Genomic DNA, 23,338 nt, shown 5'->3' on the forward strand with positions numbered 1-23,338 from the left:
GTCAGCGGACGGTAAAAACCGTGCGCTCTCCCTCCGGGCCGGTCCGCACGATCCGTCCGGGGAGGGCCGAGACCCGGCCACCCCGCTCGCGGAAATCGGTGAACCGCCAGCGGACCCCGGAGGAGGTACGCAGGAGCACCGGCCATTCCCCGCCGCGGTCAACCAGCAGCCGCAAGCCCGGCCGTTGGCCGGTGACGCCGAAGACCCGGACGGTGCCGGGCTCCTCCGCCCAGTCCAGACTGACGGACTCCGGAAAGATCCCGCGCCGCAGGAAATGGTGGTTCAGGGTCTCGGCGTCGCCCGGGCGCAGGAGCCAGCGGGGCCAGTCCTCCGGCGGGCCGCCGGATCCGTCCTTCGTCTGGTACGAGGCGGTGCCGATCCCGTTGTCGCTGAGCCAGTTCCCGAGCGCGGTATGCACGCTCACCCCGGCGGCCGACGCCAGCCCGGGCAGCAGTATCAGCCCAATGAGCCCGATAAGCCGAAATACCATCGGATGATCGTATCCTTCCAAAGGAACAGGGCCCACCCGCCGGCGGCGAGGAAGGGCCCGAAGGGAATAGCCAGATGCCTGTCTCCACCACGCAGGAGGATCAACAGGCCACCGATAAGGCTACCCATGAGGGCGGCCAGGAACAAGGCGAGCAGCACCGCCACCGGGCCCACCCAAGCCCCGAGGGCGCCGAGCAATTTCAGGTCTCCGCCCCCCATGCCCTCCCGGCCGGTGGCCCGTTCATATCCCCATCCGGCCAGGAAAAGGAGTCCATAGCCCAGGGCCGCGCCCAGGAGCGCGGCCAGCGGGCTGGCCGGGGCACCGGCGGCGGTGGGGGCCACCGGGGGCATCGGCAGGTAGGCTGCGCCCCCGGCATAAAGGAGGCCGAGCCCGCCCAGCGGCAGGGTGAGGCGGTCCGGGAGCAGCTGCAGCTCCAGGTCGATCCGGGTGAGCACCATCAGCATCCAGGTGAATACCAGGGCCGGGACCAGGGTCCAGGAGGCTCCCACCACCCAGACGGTCAGTGCGGTAAGGATGGCGCTGGTCAGCTCGGTGAGCGGGTAACCGGGGGGGATGGTGGCCCCGCAGCCCCGGCAGCGCCCGCGCAGCGCCAGGTAGCTGAGCAGGGGGATGTTCTCCAGAGCCCCAATGCGGTGACCGCAGGACGGGCAGGAGGAGGCGGGCCGAACGATGGAACGGTCCCGGGGAAGCCGGTGGGCGACCACGTTCAGGAAGCTTCCCACGATCAAGCCGAGCACCCCGGCCGCGACCAAGAGCATGGCGCTGGACGGAATCATTCCATGCCCAGTTTCTGGATGCGGTAGCGCAGGGAGCGGAGACTGACCCCAAGGCGGGTGGCCGCCTCGGTCTTGTTGCCGGAGGTGGCCTCCATGGCCTCCCGGATCAGGCTCCGCTCGATGTCGGCGAGATGCTGGTCGAGCTGAAACCCGCCCGCGTCCGTCCCCGCGGGGTGGTCCCCGGCCTCCCGCTCCTCACAGGGACGCTCACGGCCGCCGCAGATGCGTTCGGGGGGAATGGTGTCCTCGTCCGACAGGCTAATGGCCCGTTCCAATACGTTTTCCAGTTCCCGGACGTTGCCGCGCAGCGGCATGCTGCGCAGCTTTTCCAGTGCCCCGGGGCTGAGGACGGGCGGCGGCGGGTCGTCCCGTCGGCGGTGCCGACGGGCCAGCAGGGCGGAGGCGATCTCGGGAATATCTTCCGGGTGCTCCCGCAGGGGCGGTAGGTGGACCTGGAGCACATCCAGGCGGTAGAAGAGGTCCTCCCGGAAGCGGCCGGTCTCCACCTCCTCCTCCAGGTCCTTGTTGGTGGCGGCAACGATCCGCACGTCCACCGGTACCTCCCGGGTCGCGCCCAGGGGCCGGATGGCACGCTCCTGGAGGGCGCGCAGCAGGTTGGCCTGTACGGAGGCGCCGAGATCGCCCACCTCGTCCAGAAATAAGGTGCCGCCCTCCGCCTCTTGGAAAAGTCCCTTCTTGTCCATGCTGGCCCCGGTAAACGCCCCCTTCCGGTAGCCGAAGAGCTCGCTCTCGATGAGGTGCTCGGGAATGGCGGCGCAGTTGACCGGCACGAAGGGGTGGCGGGCGCGCGTGCTGATCCTGTGTATGGACTGGGCCACCAGCTCCTTGCCGGTGCCGCTTTCCCCGGTGATCAGCACGGGCGCCTCGCTGTGGGCCACTCGAGCGGCCTGGCTGCGCACCGCCTGCATGGCCGGGCTCTGGCCCACGAGCTCCGAGCCGAGCTCGTTGGGCTCCGGGCCGGCGGCCTGTGTCAGGCGGAGGCCGTGCTGGACCAAAGAGCGCAAGCGGTTGGTATCGATGGGCTTGGACAGGTAGTCGTAGGCGCCAACCCGCATGGCCTCCACGGCACTTTCCGGGGTTCCGTAGGCGGTGATAACCGCAACCGCCGGCGGCCGTCGAAGGCTCGCGCTCTCCTCCACTACGGTCATGCCGTCACCGTCGGGGAGTCGCAGGTCCGTGAGGATAAGGTCGAGCTGCGATTCGTCGAACGCCTGTCGGGCCTCCGCCAGGGTGCCGGCCTCGCGTACCTCGAACCCCAGGGGCCCCACCGTTAGGCCGATGAGCTCCCGGATGGTGGGCTCGTCGTCGACTATGAGTAGCACCGGGTTCACCCTTTTCCCCTCTTGGAGCAGTGGCTTGGCAGATCCACGGCGATGCAGGTCCCGCCGCCCGGGCGGTCCGCGATGGAGATTGTACCGCGATTGGCCTCCACCAGCTCCCGTACCAGTCCGAGCCCCAGTCCGGTGCCCTGGGTGGCGGTGGTGTAGAAGGGCTCGAAGACCGTTTCCCGGGATGTTCCGGGGATTCCGGGACCGCGATCCAGCACTTCGAGCCGCGCCCGTCCGGGGCTTGCGACCCGCCCCCGTATGAGGCCCCCGCCCCGTTCCGGGATCTTGCCGTGGCGGATGGCGTTGATGCCGAGGTTCCACAGGATCTGCTGCAGGTGTCCCTCGTCCGCGCAGACGGTCAGGCCCTCGGAGACCTCCCATTCGAAGCAGCCCTGCTCCGGCATGCATCCCTCGTTCCCGAGCAACCGTACCGTGCTCTCCACCAGCGGAGCGACCTCCAGCTCCCGGGCCTGACCGGAAGGTGGCCGCAGATGGCGCAGGAGGGTCTCCACCCACTGGTTGAGGCGCTTGGTCTCGCGCTGAATAATGCCCGTCATGCGACCGTCGGCGCCGCTCTCCGCCAGCAGCTGGCCGGCGTGCTGAATGGAGCTCAGCGGGTTGCGTATCTCATGGGCGAGATTGGCGGAGAGCCGGCCCAGGGCGGCCAGGCGCTCGGTGAGCTCCTGGGTGTGCTGGCGCTGCCGAGCTTCCGTCAGGTCATAGAGGTTGATCAGGGTCGCCGTGCCTTCCGGGGATCCCAGCGGGGTAAAGCGGAAGGCCAGGACATGGGGATGGTCTGAATCACCCCGTGGAGAAACGCCGCGGAGCTCCCCGCTGCCCGGACCGCTCCCGGCCTGCCAGCTCTGGAAGTGGCGGAACAGCTCGGGGGCCCGGATATTGAGGAAATCCAGCTCGGCGGCGGGTGCCGGATAGAGGAACTGGTCCGCCTGCGGATTGGTGAAGCGGATGCCCCCCTGGTCCTCCACCACGAGCAGGCCGTTATCCACCCGTTCCAGCACCTGGTCGGCGAGCGCGGTCAGGGTTCGGACATCACGCTCCCGCCGCTGGGCCCGCTGCTCGTGGCGGTGGAGCCGGGAGGTGAGCCCGTCGCTGAGCGCGGCCAGCGCCACCAGCAGGAGTCCTTGCAGGAGCAGCCCGCGGATGGCCGCATCCGGCTCGGGCCCGCCCACGGCCAGATAGCCCGCCCCCTGGAGCAGGAAGGCAGCCGCCGCCGAGTAATAGGAAACGCCCGGCCCCAGAAGGAAGCTGGAAGAGACCACCGCCAGCGGGTAGAGGAAGACCAGGGGGCCGTCTATGGGGCCGGAGAACCAGACCAGATGCGTGGCGGCGAGGAAATCCCCCCCCACCAGGGCCCCGGCCAGCCGCAGGGGGTGGCCACCCACCCGGAGGCGGTAGAGGACCCAGGAGCCCACCACCACCTCGATGGCCAGGGCGGCCGCCAGGTCGACGATGGAGAACTGTGTGAAGGGGGGGAACTGGCCCCAGCCGACGGTCAGCGCGGCGAGCAGGAACCCGAGTCCAGTCCGATACAGAACCGCCCGCCGCAGGGTGGCGAGGGAAGGGGTCCAGCCGCTTAGCATGCTGTGGTGTTATCCGCCGATGGCCTGGCCCATCTTGAAGATCGGCAGGTACATGGAGATCACCAGGCCGCCCAGCACCACGCCCAGAACCACCATGATGATGGGCTCCAATAGATCGGTAAGGCCGTCCACCGCGGCATCCACCTCCGATTCGTAGAAATCGGCGATCTTGGCGAGCATGGTCTCAAGACTCCCGGATTCCTCGCCGATGGCAATCATCTGGGTGACCATGGGCGGAAAGACCCCGGACTCCTCCAGGGGGTCCGAAAGGCGCTGCCCCTGGCTGACCGCCTCCTGGGTGTTCTCCACGGCTTCCTGGATGACCTTGTTGCCCGCCGTCCGGCTGACGGTATCCAGGATCTCCAGCATGGGCACGCCCGCCGCGCTCAGGGTGGCGAAGGTCCGCGTCATGCGGGCCACGGAAGCCTTCAGGGCGATGTTACCGAACACCGGGAGCTTGAGAATGTACTTGTCCACCTGATAGTGGAACTTCGGTGAGCGCCTATAGGCCTCCCGAAAGGCGAAGAAAGCGGCGATGATGCCGCCGAAGATCCAGTACCAGTTGGAACGGAAGCTGCGGGACAGGTCGATGACGAACTGCGTGGGCGCCGGAAGGGAGGTGCCGAAGCCGGCGAAGATTTCCTCGAACTTGGGGATCACGAAGACCATGAGCACCGCGGTCACCAGCGCCGCCACCACGATCACCGCGATGGGATAGAACATCGCGGATTTTACCTTGGCCCGCAGGGCCTCGGTCTTCTCCAGGTAGGTGGCCATGCGGTCCAGGACGGTATCCAGGATGCCGCCCTTTTCGCCGGCGCGGATCATGTTCACGTACAGCTCGTCGAAGACGTCGGGGTGGGCCGCCAGGGCATCTTGCAGGGGCTGGCCGCTCTCGATGTCCGCGGCCACCTGCTCGATGACCTTGCGCATGGCCCCGTTCTCGCTGCCCCGGGCGATGAGCTTGAAGGCCTCCACCAGGGGCAATCCCGCGTCGATCATGGTGGAGAGCTGGCGCGTCATCACCACGATGTCGTGGATCTTGATCTTCTCTTTCTTCTGAAAGAGCGGCTGAGGCTTCTTCTTGACCTTGGCGGGGATGATGCCCCGCTGCCGAAGGGCCGCAGTGGCCGCCTCTGCGGAGACCGCCTCGATCTCCCCCTTCTGCGCCGTCCCCTGGCGGTCCCTCCCCTTCCATTGGAATTCGATCTGCTTGGGCTTTTCGTCCGACTTCTTTTCGGCCATAAACCCCGTTCCCCCTTATGGACGGGTCAATTCCCCAGCTGCCCCTCCAGCCACTCGATGACCGGCTCGACGCGGGGCTCCTTCCCGGTCCAGCGAGCATAGCTGATGGCCCCCTGGCGGACCAGCATGCCGAGGCCGTTGGCCACGGCAAGGCCTTGCTGCTCCGCTTCCTGGAGCAGGGGCGTGCGCGCCGGGTTGTAGATCAGGTCGTAGACTCCGGCCTCCCGGGGAAGCGCGTCAAGCGAGAGCCCGGGAAAGGTCTCCCCTTTCAGGCCCACGCTGGTGGTGTTCACCAGGAGCCGAGCCCGGGGGAGCGCGTTCTGCAACTCCTCCGAGGGAAGTGCGACCGCCCTCCCCGTCTCCGGGGCCAATTGGCCGATCAGGGCCTGCCCCGTTTCGAGGGTCCGATTGGCCACCACCACTTCGGGGACGCCGGCCACGGTGAGGGCGTGCACTACGGCCCGGGCCGCGCCGCCGGCACCGAGGACCACCACTGGCCCTTTTCCCCAGCCGGTGTGGTCGAAGTGCGCCTCCAGGTCGGCTGCGAAGCCCGCCCCGTCGGTGTTATCCCCGATCAAGCGCTCGCCGTCGACGATCACGGTGTTCACCGCCCCCATGGCCCTGGCGGCATCGGTGTGCTCGGAAACCAGGCGAAAAGTGGATTCCTTGTGCGGAACCGTGATGTTCACGCCCCTGATGCCCAGGCTCGGCAGGGCGTGGAGGGCGGTTTCCAGGTTTTCCGGAAGTACATGGAAGGGGACGTAAACCGAATCTTCTCCGCTTTCTTCGGCGAAGCGGGTGTGCATGGCCGGGGACAGGCTATGGGCCACGGGATCTCCGAAAACTCCCAGGACACGGGTTGAACCCCGGATACTCATCGTAAGGTCCCTTCTTGTTGTGGTGCGGCGCAGTTCTCTTTGCTTACGGGCGAGGGCCAGGGAGGCCGGCAGAGATCACCTTGCAGCCAGAACCTGGGGTGGAAGCGCATTTCCTGCTTGCTATAGGTCTCATGGGCTTCGGGCAAACCGGTCAAGGAAAAGCTGAATCCGGGAACGAGGGCTGTGATTCCCAGCAGACCGAAGGCTGCCAGGAAGGCACCATGGGCATCTCTACGACGAGGAACTTCGGGTTGCGGGGATGCCTTCCGCCGAGCGAAATGAACACCCAGAAGCCACCCGACTACTAGTACGGCCATAATTTGGCTCATGGGCATGACCATGGTGCCACTGACCATGCCGTGGCCCAGGCCCGCGAACAAGGCGGCGGTGAGGGCCGGTGGCAATGCTCCTTCCCATGCCGGCAGCTGAGTCGGCACATGCCATTCCGTTCCGCTCCATTGGTGGGCCCAGGACAGCACCCCGCCCAGCACGAGTACCACCCCTGCCAGGGTGGCCGGCAGGCCCCACTCGGCGAATAGCTGCAGGAGGGCATTGTGTGGATGGGTGGCGATTTCGGGATCTAGGGCTAGCTGCATGGGGCCTACACCCAGAAAAGGGTGGGCGAGGCCGGCCTTAAGGGCCGCCGACCATAAAATAAGGCGCTGGGAATCCGCCGAACCGCTTTTGTCGATGGCCCGCTCAAAACCGGGCGTTCCACCGGGCAAATAGAACAAAAGAAAGTAGAGGGCTCCACCTAGCCCGACGAGGAGAAGGGTTGTGCCAAGCCATTGGAGGGCCTTCCCCCGGAAGAACAGGACAACGAACAGGGTGCTCAAAAGGGCCGCGATAAGGGCTCCCCGGCCGCCTGTGGCGAACAGGAGCGCCCACCAGAATCCCCCCAGGAGCGCTAACAGGGCCCGGAGGGTTCGGCTCCATTGCCCAGCCAGCAGGGTGGCTGCGGCAACCAGCGGCAGGGACCAGCTCTGGAACTGATTCAGGAAGCGGACGTTGGCGAAATGGAAAAAGGGGCTTCCCCAGAAGATAGTTACTTCGGGCACTCGAACGGTTGGGAGATACATCGCCAAAAACTTCCCGGTGTACAGCGCCACCCCGCCCAGGGTTAGCGCCAGAAACCACGCGTCCCCTTCCTTGGCCGATTGCCACCTGGCCCCAGCCACCGCAACGACCGCCCCCACAGCCAGCGTTAGGGTCCCCCACTCGAGGAAGGCGGGCATGGGAGAAGGGCTACGGGCAGCAGAAACAAGGCCCAGGGCAAAAAACAGCCCGATGGCGGCCCGGGCCCAGACCGGGAGCCCGGTCCAGAAGGTCCCGTTAACCGAGCGCATCGATCGGGATAGCAGAGGGAGAAGGGCCAGGGTGACCAGCGAGGCCACCACCAAGAGCCGCTGATGGTCGTAATGGCCGGGAACGAGCGATGGCATCAACAGGCCATTGGGGCCTGCAACGACGGGCAGCGCGGCCGTGGCCATCGTCAGGCGGGCCAGCCAGGGGACCCATGGGTTTGGGGTGCCGCCAGCACCTTGGTTAGGCATTCGGTGCGGGGGCCTCGCCGGTGGCCGCGATGAAGGTGCCTTCCAGCCCGGTGCCCTTGGGCTGAATCTCCAAGAGCTCCAGCCCATCCTGCTGCAGGGTGTTCAAGGCCGCCCACAGGTCAGCGGCTGGGAGCGCCGTCCGCCACAGGCCAGCCCCCTCCTCGATTGCTTCCCAGCCGTCCGGAGCCCGGGCCCCTCGAAACCTGACCGTGTAGCCGGTCAGCTGCTCCCCAAGCAAATCGGTGGGGCGGGCCTCCCGGATCAGCCGCCCCTGGTTGAAGATCCCGACCCGATCGGCAATCCGCTCGACGTCCGAAAGGATATGAGAGCTGAACAGGATGGTCCCGCCCTCCTGACAGAAGTCCCGGAGAAGCTCCGTGACATGGTGCCGCCATAAGGGATCCAACCCCGTCATGGGCTCATCGAGGATCAGAAAGCGCGGCCGGCCCGCCAGGGCGAACCCAATAGCGGCCCTTTGCGCCATGCCCTTCGAATACTGCTGAATGGGCTTACCGGCCACTTCGGTCAGGCCGAGCCGTTCCAGCAGTTGGTCTGCATGGGCGCGGGCCGGCTGCCGGTGCAGCCCCCGGACCCGTCCGGCGCCCGAGAGCAATTGCCGGGCGGGAATATGGGGCATCAATGAGGGATTCTCGGGCAGGAAGCCGAGATCTTCCCGCCCTCGGGCATCCCCCGAGGGGTAGCCGTTTACCCGAATGCGGCCACGGGAGGGAAAGATCAGACCGAGGGCCAGTTTGAGGGTCGTGCTCTTCCCCGAGCCGTTATGCCCGACCAGTCCATAGACCTCCCCCCGGCGAACGGTAAGGGCCAGGTCCCGCAGCGCCTCCGTTTCCAGGCGCCGGCCCGTCCAGTTGCGGTTCCGGTATGTCTTGCCCAGATGGCGGGCCTCCAAGGGATGGGATGCTTCGTCAGCGGCCATGGCGTTGCCTACTCCTCTGGGGTGCGGACCCTGTCCAGATTGGGTGGCTGGACACGAACCCGGCCCGACTTATCGATGATAAAGCCCTCCCCCATGGGGTCCTCGGGGACTTCCGTCAAGTTGGCATATCCGACCAGGGCCTCCAGATCGGGCGGAGGATGGCCGACTTCCTTTCGAAAGGCGTCAGCGGCTTTCCGTAATTGGATGAGACCCCGCAGTTGTTTGGCTCGAATACCCAGATTGCGGCGCAACGGGCCGGAAGAGGACCCTTGCGCCATGGATTCCACTAGCCTCAGGGCCTCTTCGGGATCCTTTCCGAGGGCCGACCAGCGCCCGGCTATGGCACGGAGCCCGATTGCCTTCTTGGGCGGAGAGCGGTCAGCGGCTTCCTGCAGGATCTGGGCCCCCGCTATGGGCTGGTTGCGGAAGTAATAGAGGTTGAAGGCCTGGAAAAAGGGGGGGAGCCAGTCCCAGGGACGGGCCCGGGATGCGCTTACCAACAGTTCTTGAGCCTGAGAAACGCGGCCCTGCCAGGGGAGGTAGGCCTCCGTCAGGTAATAGGAATCCTCCTGGGCGGGATTGAGGGTCAGCGCCAATTCCAGCATGGAGGCGAAGAGGGCCTCTTCCGCATCCCCCTCCATGTTGGAGGCGGCCACCAGGGCGCGCAGGGCGGCGAGGTCGCTGGCCAGGTAGCGGTCGCCAAAGGCCAGAGCCAGGGCAACCGGGGCTGGGGGGACCACCTGGAGGCGGACATCAAGGAGTCGCCCTTCTGGCCCCTCTTTCGCCCAGTGCTTGGTGCTTCCGGCAAAGGCTGCCAAACCGGCGCAAATCAGAAAGACCGCAATCCCGGGAGGCCGGAGCCGGCTCATGAGAATTCCCGGATATTAAAACGCCAGACCGCCAGCCCCAACAGGAGGATGGTATAGCCCAGGGCCATCCCTGCCCCTGCGGCCATAGTCTCTCCGGGGGGCCACTGGCCGTACAGCACTCCGGCGCGGAGGTCCAGGCGGCTCAGGTCGGGCAGGGCCCATTGCAGGGCCTGAAGCCCGTCGCCGAAGGTTTGTCGCAGACCCGGTGTGGTCTGCTGGCTCCCATAGAGGTAACCGAGCACCGGTCCAAGGGTACGTGCGGCCCATGCGAAAGCCAGGCCCAGGCCGAACGGGAGCAGGGGGGTTGTAGAAAGGGTCCCCATGAGCAGGGCAAAGGCGGTGATGGTGAGCAGATCGAGCCAGAGGTAGGCCATCACGGGGATGAGAGGCCAGCCATTATGGACAGGAGTGCCCTGGCTGTATCCGTTGGAGACCCAGAACCCCAGCCACCATAAAAGGACCCCGAAAAGCAAGAGGGTTCCGGCCAATAAGGCACCGATGCCTAAGAAACGTCCCAGCAGGTACTGCTCCCTGGGCCGAGGAAGGCTTAGGAGCGTGTGCAGCCTGCCTTGCTCCAGCTCTTTGACAAAGAGCTCCTGGATCCAGAAGAGAGCCAGCAGGACCCCGATGATTCGAAAGGTCGACAAGCTGAGGTTCATGGCGACTGTTGTGGGCTGCCGCCCGGAAAAGCTGGAGAACAATGCCCCGCCGATAATCACCAACAACCCTAAGACCAGCAGGAAAAACAGGCTCCGTCGGCGGAGTCCGAGCCGAATGGCGGTCCAGGCGTGCCAGCCCATGCCCCCTCCCTTCCATTGCTGGGAAGAAAACGAATGAGCGAATGGTACCATCCGGGAATGCCCTATTCGTCAAATTCGTGCTTGAACCGGGAGTCTTCTCCAGTGACGCAGCAAACCGCCGCCGAATGGGTCCAGCACGGCCTGGGTTTTCACCAGCAAGGGGATTTGGCCTCGGCCGAGGCTTGTTATCAGAGGGCCCTCGAAGCTGATCCCGCTTCTTTCAATGCCCTGCACTTCTTCGGCATGGCTAAATTCCAGCAGGGTGAACCGGAGGCGGCGGAGGAGCTTATCCGCCAGTCCATCGATTTGCGGCCGGATTCCCCCCTATTTCGCTACAACTTCGGCCAGTTCCTGGAAAACCAGAACCGCCTGGACGAGGCCCTTTGGGCCTACGAGTACGCCTTTACCCTCGACCCCACCATGGCCGCCGCCCTGAACGAACGTGGCCGGATCCTGCAGCAGGTTGACCGGGGGGTGGAGGCCGAGGCGGCCTATAGGCAGGTCCTGGAAATCGAACCCGACATGGCCGCAGCGCATACCAATCTTGGTGTGGCCCTTTGGTCGCAAGGGGATCTCCCCGGTGCTTTAGACCAATTAACCCAAGCGTGTGCGAAAGACCCAGAGCAACTCCTCCCGCACATTCATTTGGTGGCCCTATTACTGCAAATGGGGCGGGCTGAACATGCCGTTGAGGCCGCGGAAAAGGCCCGGCAAATAGGGCTGAGCCACCCCCTTTTGGAAGTCAAGCAGGCCGAAGCCGAGAAAGAGGTGGGGTCCCAGGGAAAGGCTGCCGCCCGCCTTGAAGCCGTGCTCCAGGACGATCCCCGCAATTTTGAAGCCCTTTATACGTTGGCCCCGCTCGCTGGTCGTCTGGATGTTTCATTCCCTCAGCGGGAGGCAGAGTCCCTATTTCACGACCCGCATCTGGACCGGGATGGGCGGAGCCTATTGGGCTTTTCTTTGGGCGCCTATTCCGATTCCCGGAAAGAGCATGATGCGGCTTTCCTCTATTGGCTGGAGGCGAACCAGGCTGAGGAGGAACAAGCGGACGCCCGGAAGACCGAACAGCTTCTTTCCCATTGGAGGGAATTACGGAAAGTATATTCGAAGGAGGTGATAGATCAGCTGGCCACGTGGGGGGACCAGGAGTCAGAGCCAATATTCGTGGTCGGCACCCCGCGTTCCGGCACCACCCTGATCGAACAGATTCTCGCGAGCCACTCCCGGGTGACCGGTGTTGGGGAAAGTGGCCTGGTGGAAGGTGTGTTACGGGATTACCTGGGGATCAACGGAAACGCGGAGGGCGGAGGAAGTGCCTCTTCCCTTTCCCCCGAGCGGTGTTCAGAGCTAGGTGCGGCATACATGCATAAGCTCCGGGAGCTTGCCCCTGGTGCAGACCGAATCGTCGAGAAGACCCCGGGCAATGCCCATAATCTTGGTTTGATCCGGGCTCTTTTCCCGAATGCTCGGGTGATCTTTGCAAGCCGGGATCCCTTGGATTCCGGTATTTCCATGTTCTCCCTTCGCTTTTCCCAATCCGTTGATTTTTCTTTTGATCTGGAAACCTTGGGGCGTTACCTGCACGGATTCCAGGAACAAATGGGTCATTGGCAGAAGGTGCTGCCCTCGAGTTTCCTTCTCAAGGTGGAGTATGAGGACCTGGTGACTGATCCTGGGCGATGGGTTCGGGAGATGCTTGCCCATTGCGGGTTGGAGTGGGAGGAAGAATGCCTCCGTTTCTTTGAAACAAAGCGTACAGTCCGAACCGCCAGCATGTCCCAGGTTCGCCAGCCCATATATAAAAGCTCGGTGAAGCGGTGGCCCCGATATGCAATCCATATCCGGCCCCTGGCGCGGGCCGCGGGCCTGGAAGAGCGATTACCCACGGAGGCTAGAGAGGAATTTAGAAGCTTTTCCCGGCTGGGTGAGCGCCAATTGGCACGTGGGCAAATGCAGGATGCAATCCATTCTTTCCGGCGGGCCATGATGTGGGAGCCATCCCGGCGTGGCCGCATCAATGTTCTGTTGGGTCAGGCATTGGAAAGGGCTGAGCGCTTTCAAGAGGCGGAGGCCTGTTTTCGTGCCGCGGGAGAAGCCGGAATAGATCCTGAGCCCTTAGGTCTCGAAGGGGACTTAGAACTTGCGCGAGTAAGGTGCCTGCGCAAGATGGAAGGAATGCAGAAAGCGGCAGAACTCCTAGAAGCTAGACCGGTTTGCCAACAAATCCCGGAAAAACTGGAACGAGCATGGCTGGCCTTGTGGTCGGGGGAACTGCAGGGGGCCCAGTCTCAGTTCGAGGAGGTCTTGGAAGAACGGCAAGACGAGGAGGCCTGGCAGGGATGGCTCCAAGTGACCGAGCAGTTGGGCAGGACAGAAGAAGCACAGGAAATGCTGGCCTCCTCGATGGCCGAGAGGCCGGAGAGTGCCCTCCCCATCCGACTGTTTGCGGATCTATTGCTTCAGCAGGAAAAATTTGAACAGGCGGAACCATGGGTGGCCCGTGCTCTGGAATTGGCACCACACTGCCACAAATCCCACATGATTGCCGCCGCATTCCATTACAACCGCGATCGCCTGGATGCGGCGGAACACTCCGTGAACCACGCCTTGTCCTTCTGTCCGGACCATCTTCCCGCCCACCTTATAGCCGCCCGGATCCATTTGGCCCAGGGCCAATTCCGCCTTGCCCATGCAAGTGCCCGTGAGGCCCTAGGGGTCCGAGATAATTATGAAGCCAGGACCTTATGGGGCAGAACCCTTATATTGATGGGGTCGGGGGAGGCTGGCCTAGCAGAAATTCGGAAAGCTCGGAGAGGGTATTCAAGGGAACCTAGTTTCTGGTTCCAGGAGGCTGGAGCGCTGGAGGAGCTGAACCGTCGGGCCGAGGCAATGGAACTTTTACAGACGGCTCGGGAACGGTTTCCGGAAGACGAAGACCTTCGCTTCCTCGAACTCCAACTCCTTCGTCAGGAAGGCGCCACCGCGGAGGCCTTGGAAGGCTTGTTGAGTTTGCCAGAGTCCTTCGAAAAACTTCCTCGCTACCATTCAGAGCTCGGCTTTTTGTATGACAGAAGGGGAGAGGTTGATCGGGCCATGGGCCATTTTCAGGAGGCCAATGACCGTTTCGCGGCCCGCTCGGCGGCGCGCCGATTCCCCAAGGAGGTTTCGCAGTCCCGGATTGCTCGTTTGAAATCCTCTATGAACGAGAATTGGGTCCGCCACTGGCGGGTTTCCTCCCGGCCCACGGGCTGGGAAAATCCGCCGGTATTTCTGCTTGGGTTTCCTCGGTCGGGAACCACTTTGCTGGATCAGGTTCTTTCCAGTCATAGCCAAATGGCGGTAATTGAGGAGAAGCCGGCTTTCGAAGCGGTGTTGGGGGAGCTTAGGCGACAGTTTGGTGGGGACCTCAAAGGGCTGGTGGAGCTAACTGACCGGGATATAGCGGAACTGCAAGAATTCTATCGGCGGACTCTTGCCGAGAACAGTGAGAATCCTGAAAACCCAATGTTGGTGGACAAGATGCCCCTCCGCACGGTCGATGCGGGGATGGTTTACCGTTTATTCCCGGATGCTAGGTTTATCTTTGCTCGTCGGCACCCTGCAGATTGTGTTCTTAGTGCCTTCATGCAGTTATTTGTGCCTAACACGGAAATGGCGAATTTTCATTCCTTGGCAGCAGGCTCAAATTACTATCGGGCAGTGATGGAGCTCTGGGGTCAGATCCGATGGCTTTTCCCCGGTATGCAGGTCCACGAAGTCCGATACGAGGAGCTGGTGGAGGACTTTGACGGTGTCGTGGGGGCGCTTCTGGACTTCCTTGGGCTGCCCTGGGAAGAAGGAGTTCGGGCCTACCGGGACACTGCCCGCGGCCGGGGGCGGGTAGCCACTCCGAGCCGAACTCAGGTAACCCAGCCCCTTTACCAGCATGCCCGCTACCGCTGGCGGCGCTACAGGGAGTATTTCGGGGAGGCTTGGGAGGAGTTGTTGCCCTTCATTCGAGCGGCTGGTTACTCCGAAAACTAAAAAAGGGGAGACCCAAAGGTCTCCCCTTTAAAACCTGCAGGCTGATTCTTCAGCCGCTGGAAACCGTATCGTAGCCCAGGTTGCTGGAGGTGCACTTTCCGGTGCCGAAATCGGCATCCTTTTGAATGCTGCCACCACCGGTATCCCCGAAGTATGCAGCGCTCCCACCCTCATGGCAGGAGGTCACGGCGATATCGCTGGCACCGACATTAGAAGCGGTGCCGTCCTCGACTTTCAGGATTACCCCTGAGGATACCTGAATATCCACGCTCGCCCCGCTACGCAGGTTGCTAAGGGTCGAGGTGGTGATTCCAGTTTTGGAAGTGCTCCCGCTCGTGCCATCGATGGTAGTAGCGGCGTTTGCCACGAGGGGCGAACCCAGGGCCAGAGGAAGAGCGAAGGCTAGTTTCTTATTCATCTTTGTTCTCCTAGTGATCGATCAGTGGCGGCGTAGGGAAAGCCTTACATGGCCGTCACAAGCGAGGTGATGGCGTTACGCGCATCGCTCTGCGCCGCGGAGTTGTTCGCGCTCTCGCGATACTGCGCGAACTGCGGGATGGCGATGGCGGCGAGGATGCCGATGATGGCCACCACGATCATCAGCTCGATGAGGGTGAAGCCCTTTTCGCCCTTCTTGGCGGTGAGCTTTTTGAGCATTGGTGCTCCTCCTGTGGGGTTTGTCCGGTATCCGGTGGGCCGTGGCCCGCGAGGCTGGAATAAGCAATTGATGTGCCAAGAGTAAACTTGCCGAATACAGGCTGTCCCGCGGGAGGATGAGGGGGTGTCCTGACAAAAATGGTCGCCGCGTGCGACAAAGTCCGTACGCGCAAACGGGAGGTGGAGCGGATTCAGTTTTCTTGCCGGAAGGCCTCGCGGCATTTGTCGGAGCAGTAGAAATGGCCTTGCCCGTCCTCCAGGGCCTGTTTTTTGGGCACAAAGGTGCCGCAGCTCTTGCAGGGGACCACGGGCTGGGAGTCGGGAATACGGCTGTCCGCCTGGGGTGGCTGGAGCTTGGACAGGACGCGGCGGATGGCCCGGTAGGCGAAGAAGAGCAGGATGGCGAGGGCGATCAGGCGAAGAATCATTGAACAGGCCGCGCTAGGGGCGTGTGCCCTGAAGCGCCTCCCCGGATGGTTCAGGCTGGAAACATGGTCGGGGTGAGAGGATTCGAACCTCCGGCCCCCGCCTCCCGAAGGCGGTGCTCTGCCAGGCTGAGCTACACCCCGATCTCGAACCGGAACCGGCCGTTGGTGGCAGGGTCCCGCGCGGTTCCGAATGGTCGGACAGCCGGGCACCGGAAGCGTTCCGTATAAGGCTAGAAATCCCGGGTTACGACGAAGTCCGCCAGGGATTCCAGGGCTCTGCGCTCTTCGGTCTCCGGAAGACCGGCCAAGGCGTCCTTGGCGGCTTTCACCCGCTCACGGGCCGCCTGCACAGTGTATTCAATGGCCCCAGTGCTTTCAATTGCCGTCCGTACCGGGTCGAGCAGGGCTACGCCTTCCTCTTCCAGGGCGCGCCGGATAGCGTCCCGTCCCTGGTGGTCGGCGTGCGCCAGGGCGTGGATGGTGGGCAGGGTGGGCTTGCCCTCTTCCAGGTCGTTGCCCAGCTGCTTGCCCCAGGCCTCCGCGGTGGCGCTGTAGTCGAGGGCGTCGTCGATGAGCTGGAAGGCCACGCCCAGGTTGAGGCCGTAGGCGGCCATGGCCTCCTCTTCCTCACCGGACCGACTGTTGATCACCGCCGCCAAGCGCGCCGCCGCCTCGAACAGGGTGGCGGTCTTGGCCGTCACCACCCGCAGGTAGTTGGCCTCGTCCACCTCGGGGTCGTGGGTGTTCTGAAGCTGCAGGACCTCGCCCTCGGCCAGCTCGCGGGTGGCGGTGGCGAGGATATCGAGCACCCGTATATCGCCGTCGGCGACCATGGCCTGGAAGGAGCGGGCGAACAGGAAGTCGCCCACCAGCACCGGGGCCTGGGCGCCCCACAGGGCGTTGGCGGTGGGTCGGGTGCGCCGCTGCTCGGCGGCGTCCACCACGTCGTCGTGCATGAGGGTGGCGGTATGGATGAATTCGATGACCGCCGCGAGTACCGTATGGCGATCGCCCTCGTAGCCGAACATCCGGGTTCCGGCCAGCAGGACCATGGGGCGAAGCCGCTTGCCCCCGCTGTCGATGACATAATTGCCGAGCAGCGGGATAAGCGGGATGTCCGAGTCCAGGAGCTCGTGGATCGCTTGGTCCACGGCTGCAAGGTCATCGGAAAGAAGGGCTTTTAGCTGTTCTATCGCCATGGGCACTGGTTGTCGCGGGCCGGGGCAAACCTAGGGTGGCGGGATGGCCTTGTCAAGGCGATAATTCTTGCAAGCCCGGTTTCGGGAAGCAAATCAGACTTTTTTCTTGACAATAATCAGTGTTCCGGGCACCAAGCAGGGATTATGGCGCAGACCAATCAACAAGACCCCGTACAACATCTCCGTACCATCCTCCGGGAGAATCCCCGCCTCTTCCGGGACCACCCCGAGCTGCTGGAAGAGCTCGATCTGGGGCCCGGCGCGGAGGCCACCGTGGTTTCCCTGGAGCACGCGCGCGCTCTGCAGCTGCAGCGCAGGATCGCCCACTTGGAGGAAGATCTCGAGCGGCTGGTCGGGACCGCCCGGGACAACGACCGGGTGGCGACCCACCTCCATCGCCTGACCATCGACCTCCTGGGCAGCCAGGACCAGGAAGAGCTGGTGCATACCCTGCTCGAAGGGGTGCGTGAGAACTTCCGGGTGGATGCCGTGGGCCTGCGCGTGGATCAGGACGAGCTCGCCGGCCAGCTGGATGACCGCTTCCTGGCCCCGCTCAGCTGGATACGCAACCGCTTCGTGACGGAGGATCGCGTCAGCCTGGGGCCGGTGCAGGATCCCGCCGTTGCCCGCGCCCTGTACGGTGACGAGCTGACCTTCCAGTCCCACGCCCTGGTGCCGCTGCGGGAGGGGACCCGGCTGTTCGGGCTGCTGGGGCTGGCCAGCCGGGAGGCGTCGCGGTTCGAGCCGGGAATGGGCACTACCTATCTGGAGCGGCTGGCCGAGCTTGCCGGGGTCCTCCTGGCGGGCGGCGAGTAGGGCCGCATGTCCGAACCGGAAGCGGACGGCAGTCCCCTGGTGCGCTTCCTGGGCCATTTGGCCGAGGAACGGGGCCTGTCTCCCCGTACCGTAGCCGGGTACCGGCGCGACGTGGAGGCCTTTCGCGCCTACCTGGAGGCGGACAGCCCGGTATGGGACGCGGTGAGCCCCCAGCAGGTGCGCGGTTTCGTTGCCCATCTCCACCGGCGGGGCCAATCGGCCCGCTCCATCCACCGTTCCCTGTCGGCCTTGCGCAGCTTCTATCGCTACCTGATCCGCGAGCGGCTGGTTGCCACCAACCCCGCGGAGCAGGTGGGGGCACCGCGCATGCAGCAATCCCTGCCCCGCGTCCTGGCGCCCGACCAGGCCTCCGCCCTCCTCGATCGCTCCAACCCGGGGTTCGAGGGATTACGCGACAAGGCGCTGCTCGAGCTGCTGTACTCCAGCGGCCTGCGCGTCGCAGAGGCCGCCGCCCTGGACGTTTCCGGCATCGATCGCGGCGCCGGCGAGGCGCGGGTGGTGGGCAAGGGGCGGAAGACCCGCCTGGTGCCCGTGGGCCGCAAGGCCCTGGAGGCATTGGAGGCCTACCTTCCCGCCCGGGCGGAACGGGCCGCCGAGGGGGAAGCTGCCCTGTTCATCACCAAGCGCGGCCGGCGCATGTCCGTGCGCACCATGCAGGACCGCGTGCGCCGTCTCTCCGGCGGGGCCGCGTCTCCGCACACCCTGCGCCACAGCTGCGCCAGCCACATGCTGGAGAGCTCCGGGGATCTCCGCGCCGTGCAGGAGCTCCTTGGCCACGCCAACCTCTCCACCACCCAGATCTATACCCACCTGGACATCCAGCAGCTCTCCAAGGCCTATGACCGTGCCCATCCCCGGGCCCGCCGCGGAACCTCCGACGCTGAGAGTGAGGACTAACCCTCTAGAAGCTATAATGTTCCGCTTCACCGGACTTCCGCGTGCCACTTAACCACGGAAGGCGCATCCATGGCCGACTTCGAAGGCACAACCATCCTCTCCGTGCGCCGGGGGCACCGCGTCGCCATGGGCGGCGACGGCCAGGTAACCCTGGGCAGCACCGTCATGAAGGCCAACGCCGTCAAGGTACGGCGCATGTTCCACGAGCAGGTCCTGGCGGGCTTCGCCGGCTCCACGGCGGACGCTTTCACCCTGTTCGAGCGCTTCGAGGGCAAGCTCGACGCGCACCGCGGCAACCTCAAGCGGGCGGCGGTGGAGCTGGCCAAGGACTGGCGCACCGACCGCGCCCTGCGCCGCCTGGAGGCCCTGCTCGCGGTGGCGGATGCCGAGTCCTCACTGATCCTTTCCGGAAACGGTGACGTCATCGAGCCGGAAGGCGGGCTCATCGCCATCGGCAGTGGCGGTCCCTACGCCCAGGCCGCGGCCCGGGCCCTCACCGAGCACACCGAAATGGATCCCGTGGATACCGTACACCACGGCCTGAACATCGCCGCCGAGATCTGCATCTACACCAACGCCAACCGCACGGTGGAGGTCCTGGACAGCAATGAGTGAGCTGACCCCGCCGGAGATCGTCCGGGAGCTGGACAAATACATTATCGGCCAGCAGGAGGCCAAGCGTGCCGTCGCGGTGGCCCTGCGCAACCGCTGGCGGCGCAACCGTGTGGGCGGCGAGCTGGCCCAGGAGATCACCCCCAAGAACATCCTGATGATCGGGCCCACCGGCGTAGGCAAGACCGAGATCGCCCGCCGGCTGGCAACCCTGGCCAACGCCCCGTTCCTCAAGGTGGAAGCCACCAAGTTCACCGAGGTGGGCTATATGGGCCGGGATGTGGAGTCCATGGTCCGCGACCTGGTGGAGCAGGCCATCAAGATGGTCCGGGAGGAGGCCAAGGAGGGCGTCCGGCGCCGCGCCGAGGACGCCGCCGAAGAAGAGCTGCTCGACCTCCTGCTGCCGCCCGCGCGGGACGGCAAGGGCGACGAGGACTCCGAGACCCGGCAGAAATTCCGCAAGATGCTGCGCGAGGGGCGCCTCGACGAGCGTGAGGTGGAGATCGAGGTCCAGGAGTCCGGCTCGCGCATGCAGATGATGGTCCCCCAGGGCATGGAGGAGATGGGCAGCCAGCTCCAGGAGATGCTCCAGGGTCTGGGCCAGGGCAAGACCAAGACGCGCAAAGTGACGGTGAAGGAGGCCTTCCAGATCCTCACCGACCAGGAGGCGGCCAAGCTGGTGGACGAGGAGGACATCCGCGATCGCGCCGTCCGGCGGGTGGAGAACCACGGCATTCTCTTCATCGATGAGCTGGACAAAGTGGCCGGCTCCGGGCAGGGTTCCGGGAGCGGCAGCCCGGACGTGTCCCGGGAGGGTGTCCAGCGCGACCTGCTTCCGCTGGTGGAGGGCTCCACCGTGTCCACCAAGCACGGCATGGTGAATACGGATCACATCCTGTTCATCGGCTCCGGGGCGTTCCATCTCACCAAGCCCTCGGACCTGATCCCGGAGCTGCAGGGGCGCCTGCCCATCCGGGTGGAGCTGGATGCCCTGGGCACCGCGGAGTTCGTACGCATCCTCACCGAGCCGCAGGCCGCGCTCACCCACCAGCACCGGGCGCTTCTGGAAACGGAAGGGGTGGCGCTGTCCTTCACCGAGGACGGCCTGCAGCGCATCGCCGAGGTGGCCTTCGAGGTGAACGAGCGCACGGAGAACATCGGCGCCCGCCGCCTGCACACGGTCATGGAGCGCCTTCTGGAGGAGGTTTCCTTCGAAGCCGCCGAGCGCAGCGGCGAAACCCTCACCGTGGACGCCGCCTACGTGGACGAGCACCTTGGCGATCTTGCCACCGACGAAGACCTGTCCCGCTATATCCTATGAGTGTGCAAAACGGCTATACACCGGCCGATACGGCCCACATCCTCAACGAGGCCCTGCCCTACATCCGCCGCTTCCACGGCTCCACCATAGTCGTGAAGTACGGCGGCAACGCCATGGTGGACGACCAGCTCAAGGAGAGCTTCGCGCGCGACGTGGTGCTCATGAAGCTGGTGGGTATGAACCCGGTGATCGTCCACGGCGGCGGCCCCCAGATCGGCAAGACGCTGGAGGAGATGGGCCGCAAGACCGAGTTCATCGCCGGCATGCGGGTCACCGACGCCGACACCATGGAAGTGGTGGAGATGGTGCTGGGCGGCCATGTCAACAAGGAGATCGTCCACCTCATCAACCGGCACGGCGGCAATGCGGTGGGGCTGTCCGGCAAGGACGGCGGCCTCATCCGGGCCCGCAAGCTCCAGGTTACCCGGGAAAGCCCCGAGGCCGACGCCCCGGAGATCATCGACGTGGGCCTGGTCGGCGAGGTGGAGTCCATCCACCCCGAGGTGGTCCAGACACTGGACACGGGGGATTTCATCCCCATCATCGCGCCCATCGGGGTGGGGCCCGACGGGGAGACCTTCAACATCAACGCCGATCTGGTAGCCGGGCGCCTGGCCCAGGAGCTGGCCGCCGAGAAACTGGTCCTGCTCACCGATGTCCCTGGTATCCTGGACACGGACGGAAACCTGCTGACAGGGCTCGACCAAGCGCAAGTAAACGGCTACATTTCCGACGGGACAATCGCCGGCGGCATGCTTCCCAAGGTCCAGTGCTGTCTGGACGCTGTCGCCGGCGGGGTGCAAAGTGCCCACATCATCGACGGGCGCGTCGACCATGCCTTGCTGCTGGAGGTCTTCACCGACGCGGGAGTGGGGACCCTGATACGGGGAACGGCGGCACGGGCGCAGTAATAGGGGAAACCGATTTGGCCAGAAAGGGGCAACGGCGCGAGGAGATCCTCCAGGCTCTTGCGCGCATGTTGGAGAACAATACGGATGGGCGGGTAACCACGGCGGCCTTGGCGCAGGAAGTGGGCGTGTCCGAGGCGGCGCTATACCGTCACTTCGGCAGCAAGAGCCAGATGTTCGAGGCGCTCATCGAGTTCATCGAGGAGAGCCTGTTCACCCGCGTGAACCGGATCGTGGAGGCGGAGGAGGACCCGCGCGAGCAGTGCGAGTCCATCCTGCGCCTGTGGCTGGGCTTCGCGGGCAAGAATCCCGGGCTCGCCCGCCTCATGCTGGGGGAGTCCATCCAGGGGGAATCGGACAGTCTGAAGGGCCGTGTCAACCAGCTCCTGGAGCGTCTGGAGACCCAGCTCAAGCAAGTCCTGAAGCGGGCCCGACTGTCGTCGCAGCTGTCCGGGGAAACGGACGCCCTGGCCGCCGCCAACCTTCTGGTGGCCGTGGTGCACGGACGGATCAACCAGTACTCCCGCTCAAACTTCCGCGTGGACCCTACCCACCAGTGGTCCGCCCAGTGGGCGATCCTGGAAGGCGGGCTTTTCCAGTAAGCCCCGGAGCCGCCGTCAAGTCGGGCGTGATGAACCAGGGGGCTCGGCGAGCCCCGGTGCCGCCGGTAACCGGGTTGCCAGCCCCGGTCAGCTACGCTGACCGGCCCGTCCCCTCCCGTTATCCGCATGCGTGCGCGGGGTGTCGCTTGTGATGGCGGCCCCGCGCTGTCATGGCCCCCACTACCCCGCGACGGTCTTCAGCGTCAGCTCCCCTACCCCGTCATCCAGACGGAACGCCCGCACCCGCCACTCCGCTCCCTCCCGGCCAATGAGCACGTGCGCCACCTCCGGATACTGGTTGGAGGCCACATCGGTACGGCTCGGGTAGGCGGGGCCGAAGGGGTGGGAGTGGTAGATGGCCACCAGCTCTCCGCCGGACTCCCGAATATTGCGCATGGCGTCGAGCAGCCCGGCGGGCTCCATGTCGAAGGCGTGCGGGCTGTGGAGGGCGTTCTCAACGGGAAGCAAGGTATCGGCCACGTTTCCGTGGCCGGAGAGGAGGCCGCAGACCTCCTCCTCCGGCCGGGCGGCGGCCTCGGCCTCCATGGCCCTCAGGAGGCGGGCTGGAAGGCGGAGCAGGCCGGACATTGCGGATCGCGGGCCAGCTTGATGGTGCGGAAATCCATGGTCAGGGCATCCATCAGCAGCAGGCGGCCGGCCAGGCCTTCCGGGATGCCGGCCAGCCGCTTGATGGTCTCGGCGGCCATGACGGTGCCGATGAGGCCGGCGGCGGGGCCCAAGACGCCGGTGATGGCGCAGCGCTCCGTCTCCGAAGCATCCGGGGCCTCCCGGTACAGGCAGCGGTAGCAGGCGGGGGTCAATTCGTCGGCGAAGGGAAATACCGTGACCTGCCCCTCCATGCGGATTACCGCGCCGGAGACCAGCGTCCGGCGATGGCGCAGGCAGGCCGCGTTGACCGCGTAGCGGGTATCGAAGTTATCGCTGGCGTCCACCACCAGATCGGCCCCGGCCACCGCCTCGTCGAGCGCCGCGCCGTGCAGGCGCTCGGGCCGGGGATGGACGCGGACCTCCGGATTCAGCTCGTACAGGGCCGCCGCCGCGGACTCCGCCTTGTTCCAGCCCACGCGGCTTTCCGCGTGCAGGACCTGCCGGTGCAGGTTGGAGGCCGCCACCTCGTCGGCGTCCGCGATTGTCAGCTCCCCCACCCCGGCGCCGGCTAGATAGAGGCCGGCGGGCGCGCCCAGCCCGCCGGCCCCGATCAGGAGGAGCCGCGCCTCCAGCAGCCGCTGCTGGCCCTCCACGCCCATGCGGGGCAGCAGGATCTGCCGGCCGTAGCGATCGAGCTGTTCGTCGGTGAGGTCGTCCATGTTGGTT

Annotated in this window: 23 protein-coding genes and 1 tRNA gene; 7 read left to right on the forward strand and 17 right to left on the reverse strand. The window is 65.1% G+C overall.

Annotation, left to right across the window (positions count from 1 at the left end):
• Position 1: 1 nt before the first annotated feature.
• From ACERLL_RS00730 to ACERLL_RS00775, 10 genes are all read right to left on the reverse strand, one after another.
• Positions 2 to 490 (reverse strand): hypothetical protein, encoded by a 489-nt coding sequence (locus tag ACERLL_RS00730; protein WP_373654140.1) that lies wholly within the window; start codon positions 488 to 490, stop codon positions 2 to 4.
• Positions 457 to 1,287, reverse strand: coding sequence for a prepilin peptidase (locus ACERLL_RS00735; protein WP_373654141.1), 831 nt, complete (start codon positions 1,285 to 1,287; stop codon positions 457 to 459). The genes ACERLL_RS00730 and ACERLL_RS00735 overlap by 34 nt, the downstream gene beginning before the upstream one ends.
• Complete coding sequence (locus ACERLL_RS00740; protein WP_373654142.1) at positions 1,284 to 2,639, reverse strand: sigma-54-dependent transcriptional regulator; 1,356 nt, start codon at positions 2,637 to 2,639, stop codon at positions 1,284 to 1,286. Before ACERLL_RS00740 ends, ACERLL_RS00735 begins: the two co-directional genes overlap by 4 nt.
• The gene (locus ACERLL_RS00745) at positions 2,636 to 4,237 is read right to left on the reverse strand and encodes a two-component system sensor histidine kinase NtrB (protein ID WP_373654143.1); all 1,602 of its coding nucleotides are present in this window, start codon (positions 4,235 to 4,237) and stop codon (positions 2,636 to 2,638) included. Before ACERLL_RS00745 ends, ACERLL_RS00740 begins: the two co-directional genes overlap by 4 nt.
• Before the next feature lie 9 nt (positions 4,238 to 4,246).
• A complete protein-coding gene (locus ACERLL_RS00750; protein WP_373654144.1) occupies positions 4,247 to 5,482 on the reverse strand; it encodes a type II secretion system F family protein in 1,236 nt (411 codons plus the stop codon).
• A gap of 26 nt (positions 5,483 to 5,508) precedes the next feature.
• Positions 5,509 to 6,360 carry a shikimate dehydrogenase gene (gene aroE, locus ACERLL_RS00755; RefSeq protein WP_373654145.1) on the reverse strand — a complete coding sequence of 284 codons (852 nt, stop codon included), beginning with the start codon at positions 6,358 to 6,360 and terminating at the stop codon, positions 5,509 to 5,511.
• Complete coding sequence (locus ACERLL_RS00760; RefSeq protein WP_373654146.1) at positions 6,357 to 7,913, reverse strand: O-antigen ligase family protein; 1,557 nt, start codon at positions 7,911 to 7,913, stop codon at positions 6,357 to 6,359. The genes aroE and ACERLL_RS00760 overlap by 4 nt, the downstream gene beginning before the upstream one ends.
• Positions 7,906 to 8,850: an ABC transporter ATP-binding protein gene (locus ACERLL_RS00765; protein WP_373654147.1), complete on the reverse strand. Its 945-nt coding sequence runs from the start codon at positions 8,848 to 8,850 to the stop codon at positions 7,906 to 7,908. Before ACERLL_RS00765 ends, ACERLL_RS00760 begins: the two co-directional genes overlap by 8 nt.
• 8 nt (positions 8,851 to 8,858) lie before the next feature.
• Positions 8,859 to 9,590 (reverse strand): hypothetical protein, encoded by a 732-nt coding sequence (locus ACERLL_RS00770; protein ID WP_373654148.1) that lies wholly within the window; start codon positions 9,588 to 9,590, stop codon positions 8,859 to 8,861.
• 125 nt (positions 9,591 to 9,715) lie between these two features.
• On the reverse strand, positions 9,716 to 10,519 hold the full coding sequence (locus ACERLL_RS00775; protein WP_373654149.1) for an ABC transporter permease: 804 nt from the start codon (positions 10,517 to 10,519) through the stop codon (positions 9,716 to 9,718).
• A gap of 102 nt (positions 10,520 to 10,621) precedes the next feature.
• On the opposite strand from ACERLL_RS00775, the gene ACERLL_RS00780 reads away from it, so the two are divergent.
• On the forward strand, positions 10,622 to 14,542 hold the full coding sequence (locus tag ACERLL_RS00780) for a sulfotransferase (RefSeq protein ID WP_373654150.1): 3,921 nt from the start codon (positions 10,622 to 10,624) through the stop codon (positions 14,540 to 14,542).
• A gap of 49 nt (positions 14,543 to 14,591) precedes the next feature.
• Here the strand turns inward: ACERLL_RS00780 and ACERLL_RS00785 are convergent, their stop codons facing one another.
• From ACERLL_RS00785 to ACERLL_RS00805, 5 genes are all read right to left on the reverse strand, one after another.
• Positions 14,592 to 14,960, reverse strand: coding sequence for a hypothetical protein (locus ACERLL_RS00785; protein ID WP_373654151.1), 369 nt, complete (start codon positions 14,958 to 14,960; stop codon positions 14,592 to 14,594).
• Between the two features lie 44 nt (positions 14,961 to 15,004).
• Entirely contained in the window at positions 15,005 to 15,199 is a 195-nt protein-coding gene (locus tag ACERLL_RS00790; protein ID WP_373654152.1) for a prepilin-type N-terminal cleavage/methylation domain-containing protein, read from the reverse strand.
• A gap of 191 nt (positions 15,200 to 15,390) precedes the next feature.
• Positions 15,391 to 15,627 (reverse strand): PP0621 family protein, encoded by a 237-nt coding sequence (locus ACERLL_RS00795; RefSeq protein ID WP_373654153.1) that lies wholly within the window; start codon positions 15,625 to 15,627, stop codon positions 15,391 to 15,393.
• Positions 15,628 to 15,691: 64 nt separating this feature from the next.
• A tRNA-Pro gene (locus ACERLL_RS00800) sits at positions 15,692 to 15,768 on the reverse strand.
• Between the two features lie 89 nt (positions 15,769 to 15,857).
• Positions 15,858 to 16,778, reverse strand: a complete 921-nt coding sequence (locus ACERLL_RS00805) for a polyprenyl synthetase family protein (RefSeq protein ID WP_373654154.1) — start codon at positions 16,776 to 16,778, stop codon at positions 15,858 to 15,860.
• A 192-nt stretch (positions 16,779 to 16,970) separates the two neighbouring features.
• On the opposite strand from ACERLL_RS00805, the gene ACERLL_RS00810 reads away from it, so the two are divergent.
• From ACERLL_RS00810 to slmA, 6 genes are all read left to right on the forward strand, one after another.
• Entirely contained in the window at positions 16,971 to 17,642 is a 672-nt protein-coding gene (locus ACERLL_RS00810) for a DUF484 family protein (RefSeq protein ID WP_373654155.1), read from the forward strand.
• 6 nt (positions 17,643 to 17,648) lie between these two features.
• Positions 17,649 to 18,560: a tyrosine recombinase XerC gene (locus ACERLL_RS00815; RefSeq protein ID WP_373654156.1), complete on the forward strand. Its 912-nt coding sequence runs from the start codon at positions 17,649 to 17,651 to the stop codon at positions 18,558 to 18,560.
• 69 nt (positions 18,561 to 18,629) lie between these two features.
• Positions 18,630 to 19,175, forward strand: a complete 546-nt coding sequence (hslV, locus tag ACERLL_RS00820; protein WP_373654157.1) for an ATP-dependent protease subunit HslV — start codon at positions 18,630 to 18,632, stop codon at positions 19,173 to 19,175.
• Positions 19,168 to 20,493 (forward strand): ATP-dependent protease ATPase subunit HslU, encoded by a 1,326-nt coding sequence (gene hslU, locus ACERLL_RS00825; RefSeq protein WP_373654158.1) that lies wholly within the window; start codon positions 19,168 to 19,170, stop codon positions 20,491 to 20,493. The genes hslV and hslU overlap by 8 nt, the downstream gene beginning before the upstream one ends.
• Complete coding sequence (gene argB, locus ACERLL_RS00830; RefSeq protein ID WP_373654159.1) at positions 20,490 to 21,404, forward strand: acetylglutamate kinase; 915 nt, start codon at positions 20,490 to 20,492, stop codon at positions 21,402 to 21,404. Before hslU ends, argB begins: the two co-directional genes overlap by 4 nt.
• A 14-nt stretch (positions 21,405 to 21,418) precedes the next feature.
• Positions 21,419 to 22,003 carry a nucleoid occlusion factor SlmA gene (slmA, locus tag ACERLL_RS00835; RefSeq protein ID WP_373654160.1) on the forward strand — a complete coding sequence of 195 codons (585 nt, stop codon included), beginning with the start codon at positions 21,419 to 21,421 and terminating at the stop codon, positions 22,001 to 22,003.
• A 180-nt stretch (positions 22,004 to 22,183) separates the two neighbouring features.
• Here the strand turns inward: slmA and ACERLL_RS00840 are convergent, their stop codons facing one another.
• Both ACERLL_RS00840 and ACERLL_RS00845 read right to left on the reverse strand, forming a co-directional pair.
• Positions 22,184 to 22,591, reverse strand: a complete 408-nt coding sequence (locus tag ACERLL_RS00840) for a M67 family metallopeptidase (RefSeq protein WP_373654161.1) — start codon at positions 22,589 to 22,591, stop codon at positions 22,184 to 22,186.
• Positions 22,555 to 23,331, reverse strand: a complete 777-nt coding sequence (locus ACERLL_RS00845) for a HesA/MoeB/ThiF family protein (RefSeq protein ID WP_373654162.1) — start codon at positions 23,329 to 23,331, stop codon at positions 22,555 to 22,557. The genes ACERLL_RS00840 and ACERLL_RS00845 overlap by 37 nt, the downstream gene beginning before the upstream one ends.
• Between the last annotated feature and the right edge of the window lie 7 nt (positions 23,332 to 23,338).

This window comes from Thiohalorhabdus sp. Cl-TMA, assembly GCF_041821045.1.
Lineage (GTDB): Bacteria > Pseudomonadota > Gammaproteobacteria > Thiohalorhabdales > Thiohalorhabdaceae > Thiohalorhabdus > Thiohalorhabdus methylotropha.

Excerpts from the sequence above, each read along its gene's own strand:
- ACERLL_RS00750 (WP_373654144.1), bottom strand. The coding sequence starts at position 5,482 with ATGGCCGAAAAGAAGTCGGACGAAAAGCCCAAGCAGATCGAATTCCAA.
- argB (WP_373654159.1), top strand. The coding sequence starts at position 20,490 with ATGAGTGTGCAAAACGGCTATACACCGGCCGATACGGCCCACATCCTC.
- ACERLL_RS00795 (WP_373654153.1), bottom strand. The coding sequence starts at position 15,627 with ATGATTCTTCGCCTGATCGCCCTCGCCATCCTGCTCTTCTTCGCCTAC.
- ACERLL_RS00730 (WP_373654140.1), bottom strand. The coding sequence starts at position 490 with ATGGTATTTCGGCTTATCGGGCTCATTGGGCTGATACTGCTGCCCGGG.
- aroE (WP_373654145.1), bottom strand. The coding sequence starts at position 6,360 with ATGAGTATCCGGGGTTCAACCCGTGTCCTGGGAGTTTTCGGAGATCCC.
- hslU (WP_373654158.1), top strand. The coding sequence starts at position 19,168 with ATGAGTGAGCTGACCCCGCCGGAGATCGTCCGGGAGCTGGACAAATAC.
- ACERLL_RS00735 (WP_373654141.1), bottom strand. The coding sequence starts at position 1,287 with ATGATTCCGTCCAGCGCCATGCTCTTGGTCGCGGCCGGGGTGCTCGGC.
- ACERLL_RS00815 (WP_373654156.1), top strand. The coding sequence starts at position 17,649 with ATGTCCGAACCGGAAGCGGACGGCAGTCCCCTGGTGCGCTTCCTGGGC.
- ACERLL_RS00845 (WP_373654162.1), bottom strand. The coding sequence starts at position 23,331 with ATGGACGACCTCACCGACGAACAGCTCGATCGCTACGGCCGGCAGATC.
- ACERLL_RS00810 (WP_373654155.1), top strand. The coding sequence starts at position 16,971 with ATGGCGCAGACCAATCAACAAGACCCCGTACAACATCTCCGTACCATC.
- ACERLL_RS00775 (WP_373654149.1), bottom strand. The coding sequence starts at position 10,519 with ATGGGCTGGCACGCCTGGACCGCCATTCGGCTCGGACTCCGCCGACGG.
- hslV (WP_373654157.1), top strand. The coding sequence starts at position 18,630 with ATGGCCGACTTCGAAGGCACAACCATCCTCTCCGTGCGCCGGGGGCAC.
- ACERLL_RS00840 (WP_373654161.1), bottom strand. The coding sequence starts at position 22,591 with ATGTCCGGCCTGCTCCGCCTTCCAGCCCGCCTCCTGAGGGCCATGGAG.
- ACERLL_RS00760 (WP_373654146.1), bottom strand. The coding sequence starts at position 7,913 with ATGCCTAACCAAGGTGCTGGCGGCACCCCAAACCCATGGGTCCCCTGG.
- ACERLL_RS00785 (WP_373654151.1), bottom strand. The coding sequence starts at position 14,960 with ATGAATAAGAAACTAGCCTTCGCTCTTCCTCTGGCCCTGGGTTCGCCC.
- ACERLL_RS00790 (WP_373654152.1), bottom strand. The coding sequence starts at position 15,199 with ATGCTCAAAAAGCTCACCGCCAAGAAGGGCGAAAAGGGCTTCACCCTC.
- ACERLL_RS00765 (WP_373654147.1), bottom strand. The coding sequence starts at position 8,850 with ATGGCCGCTGACGAAGCATCCCATCCCTTGGAGGCCCGCCATCTGGGC.
- ACERLL_RS00745 (WP_373654143.1), bottom strand. The coding sequence starts at position 4,237 with ATGCTAAGCGGCTGGACCCCTTCCCTCGCCACCCTGCGGCGGGCGGTT.